Below are 14,070 nucleotides of genomic sequence, written 5' to 3' on the forward strand. Positions count from 1 at the left end.
CAGTTAAATATTCATTCAATAAAACCAGAGGCTTGCCGATACCCGTCGAAAGCCTTGCGGATTGAACAGCCAATGCGTAACAACCAGCCGATTACCCAGAGAGAACGGACTTTCCCTGCCCAGCAGCGGTTGATCTCCACCACCAACGCCAAGGGCGTGATCACCTACTGCAACGATGCCTTCATCGAGATCAGCGGTTTCACCCGCGAGGAATTGATGGGCGCGCCGCACAACCTTGTGCGCCATCCCGATGTGCCGCCGGCCGTGTTCGCCCACATGTGGCAGACCCTCAAGCAAGGCCTGCCGTGGATGGGCATCGTCAAGAACCGCTGCAAGTCGGGCGACCATTACTGGGTGAATGCCTACGTCACGCCGATCTTCGACAACAACCAGGTAATTGGTTATGAGTCGGTGCGGGTCAAGCCCACCGCCGAGCAGATCCGTCGCGCCGAGGCGCTGTACCAGCGCATCAACCAGGGCCGCTCGGCCATCCCGAAACGCGACAAGTGGCTGCCGGTGCTACAGGACTGGCTGCCGTTCATCCTGGTCAGCCAGATCGGCTTCCTGATCGGCAACTGGCTCGGTCACTCCTGGGGCTTCGCCCTGGCCGCCGGCCTGTCGGTGCCGCTCGGCCTGCTCGGCCTGAGCTGGCAGCAGCGCGGCCTCAAGCGCTTGCTGCGCCTGGCCGAACAGACCACTTCCGATCCGCTGATCGCGCAGATGTACACCGACAGCCGCGGTGTCCAGGCACGCCTGGAAATGGCCATGCTCAGCCAGGACGCACGGATGAAGACCTGCCTGACCCGCCTGCAGGACAGCGCCGAGCAGCTCAGCGACCAGGCACGCCAGTCCGACGCCTTGGCCCACCAGAGTTCCTCGGGCCTGGAGCGCCAGCGGGTGGAAACCGAGCAGGTCGCCGCCGCCGTCAACCAGATGGCCGCCACCACCCAGGAAGTGGCCAACCATGTCCAGCGCACCGCTGACGCCACCCAGGAAGCCAATCGCCTGACCAGCCAGGGCCGTAACATCGCCGGCGAAACCCGTGACGCCATCGAGCGGCTGTCCGCCGCCGTGGGCGAGACCGGGCTGACCGTCACCCAGCTGGCCAAGGACAGCGACGAGATCGGCGGCGTGGTCGATGTGATCAAGGGCATCGCCGACCAGACCAACCTGCTGGCGCTCAACGCCGCCATCGAAGCGGCACGCGCCGGCGAGATGGGCCGCGGCTTTGCCGTGGTCGCCGACGAGGTCCGTCAGTTGGCCCAGCGCACCGCCGAATCCACCGGGCAGATCCACACCCTGATCGCCAAGCTGCAACAGACCGCCAACAACGCGGTGCAGACCATGGAGACCGGCCACCGCCAGGCCCAGGAAGGTGTCGAGCGGGTGATGGAGGCCGACCAGGCGTTGGTAGGCATCAGCGAGGCCGTGGCCAACATCACCGACATGGCGACCCAGATCGCCGCCGCCACCGAAGAGCAGAGCGCGGTGGCCGAGGAGATCAGCCGCAACATCAGCACCATCGCCGACCTGGCCGACCAGACCTCCGGCCAGGCCCAGCGCTCGGCGCTGCTCAGCGAAGAACTGACCAGCACCGCGGGTACCCAGTACTCGCTGGTGGAACGCTTCAACCGCTGAGTCCACAGAGCGCCGCTTACGCGGCGCATCGCCGGCAAGCCCGCTCCCACACCGGCCGCACCGATTTCCAGACCTGCGCCGTACCTGTGGGAGCGAGCTTGCCGGCGATGTTTCTACCAGTCGAGCGTCAGCCGGCTCTCGAAATACCGCACCTCACCCGTCAACGGATCCTCGAAGCGCAGGCTGTGGGCCAGCAGCTTGAGTGGCCGCGCGTAATCATCCTGCTCGTTGACCAGCTGCGGATAGAACGGATCGTTGCAGATCCCCGCGCCCAGCGCCGCCATGTGCACCCGCAACTGGTGGGTCTTGCCGGTGACCGGTGACAGGCCATAGCGCCACAGCTCGCCGTTTTTCTCCAGCACACAGGCATGAGTTTCACTGTTATCGGCCCCTTCCACTTCATGCATGCGAAAGAACGGCTCGCCATGCACCAGGCGGCTGCGGTGCACCAGCGGGTAGTCATGCTGCGGCATGGCCGCGGCGATGGCCTGGTAGTGCTTGTCGATACGCCGCTCGGGAAACAGACGCTGATAGACGCCACGGCTTTGCGGGTTGGCGGAAAACAGCACCAACCCGGCGGTGTGTCGGTCGATGCGGTGCAGCGGCACCAGGTGCGGGTTGTCCAGGCGCCGGATGAGCCGGCGCAGCAGCGTCTGTTCGACGTACTCGCCGGTGGGGGTGACCGGCAAGAAGTGCGGCTTGTCCGCCACCACCAGGTGCTCGTCGACATGCAGGATCTCTTCCTGCACCGGGATCACTTTTTCATTGGGTACTTCACGGAAATAGTGCAGGCGCATGCCTTGCCGGTAGCGCGTATCCGCCGCAATGGGCTGGCCGTCGGCATTCAACACCCGACCACGGGCAAAGCGGTCGAGCCATTGCTCACGGTCGATGCCCTTGAAATGATCACACAGACAGTCAAGCACAGTCGTCCAGAGGCCCGCAGGCAGGCATACTGTACTGGCTTGCTGGCGGGAGGGGTCGAAAGGCGTGGTCATCGTCGGGCTCGGTTCTGCGGGGCAGGCATTATCCCCCAGCTCGCGCCCCTCAACCAGCCTCGCTGACCGGCTCGCAGCGCGCCTTGAGCCAGCGCAGCACTTGTACCGCGTCCCAGCGCCCCGGATCGTAGAGGGCGTAGCTCAGGCCCTGGTAGCCCACCACGTCCAGCGGACGGTGGAAGCCGGCGCGCTGGAACAGCGCCTCGATCTCGGCGAAGCAGGTATTGAAATGCACCTTGCCGAACGGCGTGCGCTCGTCGGTGACGATGCCGTCGAGGCGCAGTTCCAGCACGGCCTCGCACACACGCTCGGGAGCCATGTGATTGATGCTGTACTTGAGTTGCTCGACATTGAGCATGGCTTCACCTCGTATACTGTATTTATATACAGCATACGGAGCGAGGCCCCTGCTCGTCAATGTGCGACTCAGCCGAGGAAGGCCACCACCTGCTCGGCATCGAACGGCCAGCCCAGCTCGGCACCGGTGTCGCAACGGCGTAGCACCGGGATGCTCAGCCCGTAGCGTTCGAACAGTGCCTCGCTGTCGGCGATATCGACCAGCTCGACCAGCAGACCGTGCTCGACGAGAGGCATCAGCACGGCCTCGGCCACTTCGCACAGGTGGCACCCCACGGTGCCGAACAACTGGGTTTCAGGGAGCATGCAGACATCCGTAATTCGCATGAATGGATGCTCATTCTAGGTCCGAGCCCGCCGGCGCGCACCTGACCTGGCTCAATCCTGACTAGTGGCGCCGATCCTGTGCACGGCCAGGTCCGCCCCCTGAAACTCCTCTTCGTGACTCAGGCGCAGGCCATGCAGCGCCTTGATCAGGCCATACACGGCAAAACCCCCGGCCAGCGCCACCAGCACGCCCGCCAGGCTTCCCAGCAGCTGGCTGACCAGGCTGACGCCGCCCAACCCACCCAGGGCTGCCTGGCCGAACACACCGCAGGCGATGCCACCCCACACGCCGCACAGGCCATGCAATGGCCACACCCCCAGCACGTCGTCGATCTTCCAGCGATTCTGCGCGGCGGTGAAGCACCAGACGAACAGTCCACCGGCCACCAGCCCGGTGACCAGCGCGCCCACCGGGTGCATCAGGTCGGACCCCGCGCACACCGCCACCAGGCCTGCCAACGGGCCGTTGTGCAGGAAGCCCGGATCGTTGCGCCCGGCCAACAAGGCCGACAACGTGCCGCCAACCATCGCCATCAGCGAGTTGATTGCCACCAACCCACTCACCCCCTGCAGGGTCTGCGCACTCATGACGTTGAAGCCGAACCAGCCGATGATCAAGATCCACGAACCCAGCGCCAGAAATGGAATACTCGACGGCGCGAACGCCACCAGGCGCCCGTCGCGGTAGCGGCCCCGCCGCGCACCGAGCAGCAGCACCGCCGCCAGCGCCAACCAGCCACCCATGGCGTGCACCACCACGGAACCGGCGAAATCATGGAACGGCGCACCGAAACGCGCCTGCAACCAGGCTTGCAGGCCGAAGTTGCCATTCCACACCACGCCTTCGAACAACGGGTAAATGAACGCCACGATCAATGCCGTCGCGCATAGTTGCGGCGCGAAGCGGGCGCGCTCGGCGATACCGCCGGAGATGATCGCCGGAATGGCTGCGGCAAAGGTCAGCAGGAAGAAGCACTTGACCAGGGCATAGCCGTGATCGTTGGCCAGGGTCGCCGCCGGCTGCAGGAAACTCACGCCGTATGCGACCCAGTAACCGATGAAGAAATACACCAGAGCCGAGATGGCGAAGTCGCTGATGATCTTCGACAAGGCGTTGACCTGGTTCTTGTGCCGCACCGTGCCAACCTCGAGAAAGGCGAACCCCGCGTGCATGGCCAGGACCAGGATCGCGCCCATGAGGATGAACAAGGTGTTGGAGCCATGGACCAGTGAGTCCATCGCGCTGTGCATGTTTTCCATGAAGTGGCAGACCTGCAAAAAGGCACCAGGACAGTTCAAGAACCGGCATCCGTGCACCGGATCGGTGCCAGGCCCCTGCCCTGTTTCGGTGAACCGGGCGGAACCTGCGTGGTTTTTTCTTGGGTTTGTCGTGGATTGAGTTAAGGTTTAGCGGTATCCGCAGCGCTGGCGCATGGTTTCGGCGCAAGTCTTGGCGGACACGCACCGCTTTTTAGCAAGCGCTGTACCAACATATTCCGCTGAACCTTCCGCGGCACCGATCACTCGAAATAGCCAGTACACATTCACAGGGAGGCCCCTCCATGGCCAGCAAATCGGCAAAGACTGCACAGGAAATATTGATGGCTGACTTCCAGGCCTTGGTCCGCGACACCGAGAAGCTGCTCGCCGACACCGCCAACCTGGCCGGCGACCAGGCTGACGAACTGCGCGAGCAGATCCACGAACGCCTGGTGCAGGCCCGCGAGACCCTGCAACTGACCCAGGATTCGGTGCGTGCCCGCGGCCAAGCGGCCTTTGGCAACGCCGAACAGTACGTACAGGAGAACCCGTGGCAGGCCATTGGCATCGCCGCCGGCGTCGGCCTGCTGATCGGCCTGCTGGCCAAGCGCTGAGGAGCCGGCATGGATAACGACGCCATCGGCACGGGCGCCTCCGGTCGGCGCCTGGGCGCGGCCATATTGGGTCTGCTGCACAGCCATATCGAGCTGTTCGGCATCGAGTTGCAGGAGCAAAAGGCCCGCACCCTCAGCCTGCTGTTGTTCGCGGGCCTGGCCTTGGTGTTCGCCCTGCTGCTGCTGACCGCGCTGTCGGGCCTGCTGCTGGTGCTGCTGTGGGACAGCTATCGCCTGGCCGGGATCATCGGCCTGTGCGTGTTCTACGGGGTCGCCGCGCTATACTGCGGCCTGCGTCTTAAGGCCGCTGTGTTCGATGAGTCCTCGCCGTTCAACGCCACCCTCCAGGAGTTGGCCAAAGATCGGGAGCGCCTGCTGCCATGAGTCTGCCCGAACTGCCCAATACCCGTAACCCGCGCGAGCTACGCAAGGCGCTGCTGCGCCTGCGCATGGAAATGCACCGCCAGGAAATCCGCCACGAGTCCGGCCAGTTGCTTGAACCGGTCCGCCGCCTGCGCGGGATGGGCAACTCGTTCGGCGAGGGCCTTGGGGTCAAGCATGGCTCACTGTGGGGCATCGGCGCCGTCGTTGCCCTGGGTTTTCTCACCGGCAAGGGCGTGCGCAGCGGCAACCTGACGCGCTTGATTCGGGTGGGGACCAGCCTGGTTCCACTGATCCGCCTGTTCCTCGGTAACAGCCGCCGCCCCTGAAGCCAAGGTGCGCCCGACGCTTGCACGGGCGCGCCGGACGCAGGAAGCTATCCCGACTCTACGATGGGAGAACACGCCTTGGACTGGCACACCCTGCTAACCCGCGAACGACTGGGCAAAGCCCTTTACAGCCCCGAGGAGCTTGGCCGCAGCCCCTTCCACAAAGATCACGACCGCATCATCTTCTCTGGCGCGTTCCGTCGCCTGGGGCGCAAGACCCAGGTGCACCCGGTATCCAGCAACGATCACATCCACACACGCCTGACCCACTCCCTGGAGGTCAGCTGCGTCGGTCGCTCGCTAGGCATGCGCGTCGGCGAGACCCTGCGCGAGCAACTGCCGGCCTGGTGCGAGCCGAGCGATCTGGGAATGATCGTGCAGTCGGCCTGCCTGGCCCATGACATCGGCAACCCGCCGTTCGGCCACTCCGGCGAGGACGCCATCCGTCACTGGTTCCAGCAGGCGGCCGGGCGTGGCTGGCTGGACGACATGAGTGACGACCAGCGCGCCGACTTTCTCAACTTCGAAGGCAACGCCCAGGGCTTTCGCGTGCTCACCCAGCTCGAATACCACCAGTTTGACGGTGGCATGCGCCTTACCTACGCCACCCTTGGCGCCTACCTCAAGTACCCATGGGCGGCACGTCACGCGGATGCCTTGGGCTATAAGAAGCACAAGTTCGGCTGTTACCAGAGCGAACTGGGGCTGCTCGAGCAGATCGCCGGCAAGCTCGGCCTGCCGCAGCTAGAGCACCAACGCTGGGCCCGTCACCCGCTGGTGTATCTGATGGAGGCCGCGGACGACATCTGCTACGCCCTGATCGACCTCGAGGACGGGCTGGAGATGGACTTGCTGCAGTACGCAGAGGTCGAGGCTCTGCTGCTGGACCTGGTGGGCGACGATCTACCGGAAACCTATCGCCTGCTGGGGCCCGGTGAATCGCGCAGGCGAAAGTTGGCGATCCTGCGCGGCAAAGCCATCGAGCACCTGACCAACGCCGCCGCCCAGGCCTTCGTCGAACAGCAGCAGGCCCTGCTCGTTGGCCGGCTGACGGGCGACCTGGTCGAGCACATGCACGGGCCGGCGCAACGCTGCGTGCTGCAGGCCAAGGACATGGCACGCAAGAAAATATTCCAGGACAAACGCAAGACCCTTCACGAGATCGGAGCGTACACGACCCTGGAGATCCTGCTCAACACCTTCTGTGGCGCGGCGCTGGAACAGCATGGCGGCCGCGTTCCGTCCTTCAAGAGCCGGCGGGTTCTGGACCTGATCGGCAACAACGCTCCCGACCCTCACGGTTCACTGCACAGCGCCTTCCTGCGCATGATTGACTTCATCGCCGGGATGACCGACAGCTACGCCAGCGAAATGGCGCTGGAAATGACCGGGCGCTCAAGTCCGAAGTAATGACGGAACGAGGTGGCAGGCGTCTGTTTGCCACCGACGTTTAATATGCGTGAAATTTCCCACGCAATATCGCTTGATATTAAACACGTCCACCAACAACACCGACAAAAACGATCAAATCCTGATAAATCCCTACCAACATCCACATCACTCGTAGCAATGCTTCGTAAGTGCTGTAAGTAAATTCCTATATCCCCGATTTGGCAACCACTTCCCTGCCCGTCGACATTCAACTGAGCTAATGTGCCGGCTGCCTTCACGCGCAGCATGGAATGTTGAATATGCACTCAGTCTTTATAGTTGATGACCATCCCGTCATACGCCTGGCAATACGGATGTTGCTGGAAAACCAGGGATACAAGGTAGTCGGTGAATCGGACAATGGCGTGGACGCCATGCAGATTATCCGTGAAACCCCGCCCGATCTGGTTATCCTCGACATCAGCATCCCCAAGCTGGACGGTCTGGAAATGCTTTCGCGCCTGCAGGCCATGGCCATTCCGCTGAAGGTTCTGGTACTGACCGCCCAAGCACCGGCCCTGTTCGCCGTGCGCTGCATGCATTCCGGCGCTGCCGGGTATGTGTGCAAACAGGAAGACCTCAGTGAATTGCTCAGCGCCATCAAGGCCGTACTGTCGGGATATAACTATTTTCCCAGCCAGGCGCTCAATCCACCTCCAACAGGTAGCAACCAGGAGCTGGAGCTGTTTCGCCAAGTCAATGACCGGGAACTCATGGTCTTGCAACTATTTGCTCAGGGACGCAGCAACAAGGAGATCGCCAAGGGCATGTTCCTCAGCAACAAGACTGTCAGCACCTACAAGAAACGCCTGATGCACAAGTTGCGCGCCAGCACATTGGTGGAGTTGATCGACGTCGCCAAGCGCAACGCGCTGGTCTGAGGTCATGATGTGGAGGTGTATCGTTACATCGCTGCTCTGCCTCGGGCTGGGTACGCCACTGCAAGGCGCCGGCGTGACCGTCGACACGGGCCGGACCTATACCCTGCTCAGCCGCTCGGCGCCTGCTTCCGTCCAGCCGTCCCTGACACCCGCCCAGCGCGAATGGCTCGCAGAGCGCCAGGAACTGGTACTGGGTACCTCGGCTCCCGACTACCCACCATTCGACATTGCAACCGGTGGGCGCGAGTACCAAGGACTGACCGCCGACTACGCCGGCCTGGTCGGCAGCGCCTTGGGCCTGCCGGTCCGGGTGCAGCGTTTTCCCAGCCGGCCGGCCGCGGTCGCCGCACTGAAAAGCGGCCATATCGACCTGCTGGGTAGCGCCAACGGCTATGAGGCGGTGACCCAGGGTCTTGCATTGTCGCTCCCCTACGCCATTGACCAACCGGTGCTGGTAACCCGCGAGGATGAAACCCGGGCGCTGGACACCGGTCTCGCAGGCATGCGCCTGAGCATGCTGTATCACTACCTGCCGCCCGGGGAGATCCGCGCCAACTATCCAAAGGCCGAGTTACTTACCTTCGAGTCGTCCACACAGGCACTGAATGCCGTGGCCTTCGAGCAGGCCGACGTGTTCATCGGTGACACCATCTCTACTCATTACCTGATCAGTCAGGGCCACCTGCCGCACCTGCGCATGGCCAACTTCGGTAAGCACGAAGCCGTGGGCTTCAGTTTTGCCATGCGCGAGGACGCGCGCATCCTTCAGTCCCTGGTGGACGCCGCGCTCGACGCCCAGCCCAACGCCACCCGCAACGACATCTTCAAGCGCTGGAGTGCCAGCAGCGGCAGCCTGCTGACTGACCGCAAGCTACAGCTATCGGTACGCGAGGAAAAGTGGCTGAGCGAGCACCCGATCATGCGGGTGGTGGTCAACGATACTGCAGCCCCCCTGACATTCTTCGACAACAATGACCGCCTGCGAGGCATTGTCGCCGACCTGCTCGAACTGATCCGCCTGCGTACCGGCCTGCGCTTCGAGATTCGTCGCGCGAGTGGCGATGGCGACATGATCGACCAGCTTGAGTCTGGTCGTGCCGACATCATCGCCAGCCTCTCCACCGATGCCCGTCGGGTCAATCCACTGCAGGTCAGCCGCCCCTACCTGGAAAGCGCCTACGTGCTGGTCAGCCACACCGGCAACGACCAACCCAGCAGCCTGAAGCAACTCAAGGGCAAGCGTGTCGCCGTGCCTCGCGACAGCACGGTGGCCACCCTGCTGACGACACGCCACCCAGGCATCCACCAGGTCGCCACCGAAAGCACCTACTACTCCATGGTGCTGCTCGGCAGCGGCGCGGTGGATGCGGCGATCGCCACCCTGATCGATGCCAACCACATGCTCGCTACCAGCAACGATCTGGTCATCCGCAGCACCGTGGGCACGGAGCCAGCGGCGTTCTCCATGGCGACCGCCGCTGACGCCAGCGAACTGGGTGCAATACTCGACAAAGCATTGCTGAGCATTTCGCCGGAAGAACTGGGCGTGATCAACAGTCGCTGGCGGGACCACGGCCTGCAGGACGACGCCTACTGGCGCAACTACCGTCGGGTAATCCTGCAGGTGGTGGGGGTGATTGCCGTCCTGTTGGTGCTCGCACTGGTATGGAATGCCCGGCTGCGCCGCCAGATCAAACAGCGCCAGCGGGCCGAGCGGGCGCTGAACGACCAGTTGGAGTTCATGGGCGCGTTGCTCAACGGCACGCCTCATCCGATGTATGTACGCGATCGTGAAGGACGCCTGCAAAGCTGCAACGACAGCTACCTGCAGGCGGTCGGCGCCGACCTCGAGCAGGTTCTGGGCAAACGCCTGGAGGATGCGCCCTACAGCGACTGCGACTACACACTCCAAGTCCAGGACGACTACCAGCGGGTAATGGCGCAGGGTAAGCCGTTGATTCTCGACCGCCCGCTGCGCCTGAAGGACCGCGACCTGACGATCTATCACTGGATCCTGCCCTACCGCGATTCGCTGGGCGAAATGCAAGGCATCATCGGTGGCTGGATCGACATCAGCGAACGCCGCAACCTGGTCCAGGACCTGCGCCTGGCCAAGCAGCAGGCCGATGATGCCAACCGAGCCAAGAGCACTTTCCTGGCCACCATCAGCCATGAGATCCGTACTCCGATGAACGCACTCATCGGCATGCTTGAGCTGGCCCTTAGACATGCCGATCAGGGCAAGCTGGACCGCCCGGCGCTGGAGGTCGCCCATCATTCGGCCAGTGACCTGCTGGGGCTGATCGGCGACATCCTGGACATCGCCCGTATCGAGTCAGGACAAATGTCCCTGGCCCCCGAACCTGTAGACCTCGCGGCCCTGATCGAGTCGGTAGGACGTGTGTTCGATGGCCTGGCCCGACACAAGGGCCTGGTACTGGACATCGTGATCGCCAGCGAGGCACGCTGCCATGCGATGCTTGACCCGCTGCGTTTCAAGCAGGTGCTGTCGAACCTGGTGAGCAATGCGATCAAGTTCACCGAACAAGGACAGGTGCGCATCACCGCCAGGGTGCGCAACGACTGCGAGCAAGACTTGCCGACGCTCGACCTCGAAGTCCGTGACAGCGGTATCGGGATCCACGAGCAAGACCTGCCGCGCCTGTTCTCTCCCTTCGTGCAAGCCAACCCCCATAGCGTCGGTGCCCGAGCCGGCACCGGGCTCGGGCTGGTCATCAGCCGCGATCTGTGCGCGATGATGGGCGGCGAGCTCACCCTGCAGAGCCTGCAGGGTGTCGGTACCCGCGTGCGCTTGGTGATGCCCTTGCAATGTGTCGAATCAGTAGCGGTCCTGCCGCGACTCGCCACGGACATCCTGCAACCCGAGCAGCAGTTGAACATCCTGGTGGTAGACGACCACCCGGCCAACCTGCTGTTGATGGCCCAGCAACTGAACTACCTGGGGTTGAGCCAGGAAAGTGCCGAAGAGGGATGCGAAGGGTTGCGCAAATGGCGCGAGGGCTGCTTCGATGTACTCATCGTCGATTGCAACATGCCGCAGATGAATGGCTACCAGCTGGCCAGAGCTGTGCGCATGGAAGAGCGCCTGCAGGATCGGCCACGCTGTACCATCCTGGGCTACACCGCCAATGCCCAGCCCGAGGTGCGTCAGCAGTGTCTCGACGCCGGCATGGACGACTGCCTGCTCAAGCCCATCGGCCTGCAAGTGCTGGGGCAACGCCTGAAGGGCATTGCACGGATCCCCCGACAGGACCACGGCAAGTCTGCCCCGCCCCCACGCTTCGACCTTGAAGGCCTGTCCGTGATCGTCGGCGACAACCTCGCCGATCGCGACCGCATTCTCGACACTTTGCTTCTGAGCCTGCGCCAGGACCTGAAAATTCTGATGGCCATAGATCCGCAACGTGAAGGTGCCGAGCTGTCGCTACAGGCACACAAGATCCTCAGCGCGGGGCGAATGCTGGATGCGCAGGCATTGATCGAAGCGTGTGAAGCGCTGGAGGAGACGAACTTGTCACAGGCAGAACTGAAAAGGCGTCGCCAGGTGCTGGCGCGGCACATGCGCCGCGTGGAGAAGGCCCTGGCCAGGCAGCGGGAGCGCCTGGCCGAAGCCAAATAAGGGTGGTACAGGCCGTACCGCCCTTATTGATCAGGAAGCCGGATTGACCGGTTTTTCCGGGTACCAGGCGTCCAGCAGCGGGCTGACTTCGATCTTGGTCAGTTCGCTGCGGCCTTTCAGCCAGGCTTCGACAGCGGCGCGCTGTTCTTCGCTGACCGAACCGCGGGTAGCCTTGCAGACCAGGCCGAAGTCGTCACCGCCGACGTAGTCCAGGCCGTTGGCATCCATGGCTTCAGCCAGGAAAGCGTCGAGGAAGGCATCAATGGCTTCATCGGACAGGTCTTCCTTGAAGTCCAGGTTCAGTTCGAAACCCAGCTCCTGGAATTCGTCCACGCACAGTTTCTTGCGCAGGCGACGGGAACGGTTGGTAGCCATGAAACAATCCTCTCAATTAATTACGCGCGGCACTTTACCAGTTTCCGGCGCCTAACGGCGCTTTTCCGTCGAATGAAGCCCATGCACGTTCTGCTTGGGGCATAATGCGCACTACATTTTGTCCTGGGGCCATCACTTCCTACAGCCCCGTTGTCTTTTCCCCTCGCCTGCAGGGTTTGTCCATTTATGATCAAGACGCTCCGCCCACTGCTGCTCGCCAGCCTGTTCCTGCCCCTTTCGCTGTCCGTGCAGGCCGCCACCGTCAACACCAGCCTGCCACCCAAGGTGCAGCAGGCGCTCAAGACCAACAAGCTACAGGACTCTGCCCTGTCCCTGGTCATGCTGCCACTGGATGGCCCGGGCACGGCAACCGTGTTCAACGCCGACGTGTCGGTCAACCCGGCCTCGACCATGAAACTGGTCACCACCTACGCCGCGCTGGAACTGCTGGGGCCGACCTTCCAATGGAAGACCGAGTTCTATACAGACGGTACCCTGAGCAATGGCGTGCTCAACGGCAACCTGTACCTCAAGGGTGGCGGCGACCCCAAGCTGAACATGGAGAAGCTCTGGCTGCTGATGCGCGATCTGCGCGCCAACGGTGTGCGCACCGTGACCGGCGACCTGGTCCTTGACCGTAGCCACTTCGTGCAGCCCAACCTGCCGCAGTTCGATGACGACGGCGGCGACGAGAACAAGCCGTTCCTGGTCAAGCCGGACTCTTTGCTGGTCAACCTCAAAGCCCTGCGCTTCGTCGCCCGCAACGACGGTGGCAAGGTCAATGTCTCGGTCGAGCCGCCGATCGCCAGCATCCGCATCGACAACCAGGTCAAGGCCGTGGCCGGCAAGCAGTGCACCGGCGATGTGCGCTACAACCCGGTAGTCCAGCCGGACGGTGTCAGCGTGACGATCAGTGGCCAGCTCGCCGATGGCTGCAACTCGCAGACCTATCTGTCACTGCTGGACCACCCGACCTACGCGGCCGGCGCCGTGCGGGCGATCTGGAACGAGCTGGGCGGCAGCATCCAGGGCCGTGACCGCATCGAGAACGTGCCCAAGAGCGCTCGCCTGTTGGCCCGCGCTTTCTCGCCAGACTTGGTCGAAGTCATCCGCGATATCAACAAGTACAGCAACAACACCATGGCCCAGCAGCTTTTCCTGAGCCTTGGCGCGCAGTTCCGCACCGACGCTGACGGCGACGACGCCCGTGCCGCCCAGCGTGTGGTGCGACAGTGGATGGCCAAGAAAGGCATCACTTCGCCGCACCTGGTGATGGAGAACGGCTCGGGCCTGTCCCGTGCCGAGCGGGTCAGCACCCGAGAGATGGCGGCACTGTTGCAAGCGGCCTGGAAGAGTCCTTACGCGGCGGAGTTCATCAGCTCGATGCCGCTGGTAGGGATGGACGGCACCATGCGCAAGCGGCTCAAGCGCACGGCCGTGACCGGTGAAGGGCACATCAAGACCGGGACCCTGAATACCGTGCGGGCGATTGCCGGGTTCAGCCGGGACAGTAACGGGCACACCTGGGCGGTGGCGGCCATTCTCAATGATCCCAAGCCTTGGGGGGCTTCCCAGGTGCTGGACCAGGTGTTGCTGGATCTTTACCGGCAGCCGAAGGCGGGGAATGGGACTGTTGGGGTGATGCCTTGATTTGAGTGGGCTTGGGCTTTCAGGGTGGTGGTTTTGAGGGTTGTAAGCTCATTCATTGGCGATGGTGACGCATAGTCACCTTCTCGCCCTTACGGCCAGCCCTTTCAAGGTGTTGAAAATTAGCGTTCGACTTGGAATTGCCGGGGTCGCTTTGCGACCCCGGCAATATTGAGCTGAAAACGTCATATC

At 63.0% G+C, this 14,070-nt stretch carries 13 protein-coding genes; 8 read left to right on the top strand and 5 right to left on the bottom strand.

Annotation, left to right across the window (positions count from 1 at the left end; translation table 11 throughout):
• Positions 1 to 72: 72 nt before the first annotated feature.
• Positions 73 to 1,638, top strand: coding sequence for a methyl-accepting chemotaxis protein (locus AC25ND_RS02075; RefSeq protein WP_028692766.1), 1,566 nt, complete (start codon positions 73 to 75; stop codon positions 1,636 to 1,638).
• A 113-nt stretch (positions 1,639 to 1,751) separates the two neighbouring features.
• On the opposite strand, the gene AC25ND_RS02080 is transcribed toward AC25ND_RS02075, so the two are convergent.
• The 4 genes from AC25ND_RS02080 to AC25ND_RS02095 all read right to left on the bottom strand — a co-directional run bounded on the left by AC25ND_RS02080 (position 1,752) and on the right by AC25ND_RS02095 (position 4,580).
• On the bottom strand, positions 1,752 to 2,636 hold the full coding sequence (locus tag AC25ND_RS02080) for a pseudouridine synthase (protein ID WP_186597089.1): 885 nt from the start codon (positions 2,634 to 2,636) through the stop codon (positions 1,752 to 1,754).
• A gap of 49 nt (positions 2,637 to 2,685) precedes the next feature.
• Positions 2,686 to 2,994: a hypothetical protein gene (locus tag AC25ND_RS02085; protein WP_062359612.1), complete on the bottom strand. Its 309-nt coding sequence runs from the start codon at positions 2,992 to 2,994 to the stop codon at positions 2,686 to 2,688.
• A gap of 68 nt (positions 2,995 to 3,062) precedes the next feature.
• A complete protein-coding gene (locus AC25ND_RS02090) occupies positions 3,063 to 3,299 on the bottom strand; it encodes a glutaredoxin family protein (RefSeq protein WP_028692769.1) in 237 nt (78 codons plus the stop codon).
• A gap of 72 nt (positions 3,300 to 3,371) precedes the next feature.
• Entirely contained in the window at positions 3,372 to 4,580 is a 1,209-nt protein-coding gene (locus AC25ND_RS02095) for an ammonium transporter (protein WP_028692770.1), read from the bottom strand.
• A 302-nt stretch (positions 4,581 to 4,882) separates the two neighbouring features.
• On the opposite strand from AC25ND_RS02095, the gene AC25ND_RS02100 reads away from it, so the two are divergent.
• The 6 genes from AC25ND_RS02100 to AC25ND_RS02125 all read left to right on the top strand — a co-directional run bounded on the left by AC25ND_RS02100 (position 4,883) and on the right by AC25ND_RS02125 (position 11,856).
• On the top strand, positions 4,883 to 5,194 hold the full coding sequence (locus tag AC25ND_RS02100; RefSeq protein ID WP_186597091.1) for an ElaB/YgaM/YqjD family protein: 312 nt from the start codon (positions 4,883 to 4,885) through the stop codon (positions 5,192 to 5,194).
• A 9-nt stretch (positions 5,195 to 5,203) separates the two neighbouring features.
• Positions 5,204 to 5,578, top strand: a complete 375-nt coding sequence (locus AC25ND_RS02105; protein WP_028692772.1) for a phage holin family protein — start codon at positions 5,204 to 5,206, stop codon at positions 5,576 to 5,578.
• A complete protein-coding gene (locus AC25ND_RS02110) occupies positions 5,575 to 5,904 on the top strand; it encodes a hypothetical protein (RefSeq protein WP_028692773.1) in 330 nt (109 codons plus the stop codon). The genes AC25ND_RS02105 and AC25ND_RS02110 overlap by 4 nt, the downstream gene beginning before the upstream one ends.
• Before the next feature lie 78 nt (positions 5,905 to 5,982).
• Complete coding sequence (locus AC25ND_RS02115) at positions 5,983 to 7,314, top strand: deoxyguanosinetriphosphate triphosphohydrolase (RefSeq protein ID WP_069016683.1); 1,332 nt, start codon at positions 5,983 to 5,985, stop codon at positions 7,312 to 7,314.
• 281 nt (positions 7,315 to 7,595) lie between these two features.
• On the top strand, positions 7,596 to 8,216 hold the full coding sequence (locus AC25ND_RS02120) for a response regulator transcription factor (protein WP_028692775.1): 621 nt from the start codon (positions 7,596 to 7,598) through the stop codon (positions 8,214 to 8,216).
• A gap of 7 nt (positions 8,217 to 8,223) precedes the next feature.
• On the top strand, positions 8,224 to 11,856 hold the full coding sequence (locus AC25ND_RS02125) for an ATP-binding protein (protein WP_028692776.1): 3,633 nt from the start codon (positions 8,224 to 8,226) through the stop codon (positions 11,854 to 11,856).
• A gap of 30 nt (positions 11,857 to 11,886) precedes the next feature.
• On the opposite strand, the gene AC25ND_RS02130 is transcribed toward AC25ND_RS02125, so the two are convergent.
• On the bottom strand, positions 11,887 to 12,231 hold the full coding sequence (locus tag AC25ND_RS02130) for a YggL family protein (protein ID WP_028692777.1): 345 nt from the start codon (positions 12,229 to 12,231) through the stop codon (positions 11,887 to 11,889).
• A 186-nt stretch (positions 12,232 to 12,417) separates the two neighbouring features.
• On the opposite strand from AC25ND_RS02130, the gene dacB reads away from it, so the two are divergent.
• Positions 12,418 to 13,881, top strand: coding sequence for a D-alanyl-D-alanine carboxypeptidase/D-alanyl-D-alanine endopeptidase (gene dacB, locus AC25ND_RS02135; RefSeq protein ID WP_062359614.1), 1,464 nt, complete (start codon positions 12,418 to 12,420; stop codon positions 13,879 to 13,881).
• Positions 13,882 to 14,070 lie beyond the last annotated feature (189 nt).

The sequence above is a fragment of the Pseudomonas sp. P110(2024) genome, from assembly GCF_057480795.1.

Excerpts from the sequence above, each read along its gene's own strand:
- AC25ND_RS02080 (WP_186597089.1), bottom strand. The coding sequence starts at position 2,636 with ATGACCACGCCTTTCGACCCCTCCCGCCAGCAAGCCAGTACAGTATGC.
- AC25ND_RS02100 (WP_186597091.1), top strand. The coding sequence starts at position 4,883 with ATGGCCAGCAAATCGGCAAAGACTGCACAGGAAATATTGATGGCTGAC.
- AC25ND_RS02095 (WP_028692770.1), bottom strand. The coding sequence starts at position 4,580 with ATGGAAAACATGCACAGCGCGATGGACTCACTGGTCCATGGCTCCAAC.
- AC25ND_RS02075 (WP_028692766.1), top strand. The coding sequence starts at position 73 with ATGCGTAACAACCAGCCGATTACCCAGAGAGAACGGACTTTCCCTGCC.
- AC25ND_RS02120 (WP_028692775.1), top strand. The coding sequence starts at position 7,596 with ATGCACTCAGTCTTTATAGTTGATGACCATCCCGTCATACGCCTGGCA.
- AC25ND_RS02085 (WP_062359612.1), bottom strand. The coding sequence starts at position 2,994 with ATGCTCAATGTCGAGCAACTCAAGTACAGCATCAATCACATGGCTCCC.
- AC25ND_RS02105 (WP_028692772.1), top strand. The coding sequence starts at position 5,204 with ATGGATAACGACGCCATCGGCACGGGCGCCTCCGGTCGGCGCCTGGGC.
- AC25ND_RS02125 (WP_028692776.1), top strand. The coding sequence starts at position 8,224 with ATGTGGAGGTGTATCGTTACATCGCTGCTCTGCCTCGGGCTGGGTACG.
- AC25ND_RS02110 (WP_028692773.1), top strand. The coding sequence starts at position 5,575 with ATGAGTCTGCCCGAACTGCCCAATACCCGTAACCCGCGCGAGCTACGC.
- AC25ND_RS02090 (WP_028692769.1), bottom strand. The coding sequence starts at position 3,299 with ATGCTCCCTGAAACCCAGTTGTTCGGCACCGTGGGGTGCCACCTGTGC.
- AC25ND_RS02130 (WP_028692777.1), bottom strand. The coding sequence starts at position 12,231 with ATGGCTACCAACCGTTCCCGTCGCCTGCGCAAGAAACTGTGCGTGGAC.
- dacB (WP_062359614.1), top strand. The coding sequence starts at position 12,418 with ATGATCAAGACGCTCCGCCCACTGCTGCTCGCCAGCCTGTTCCTGCCC.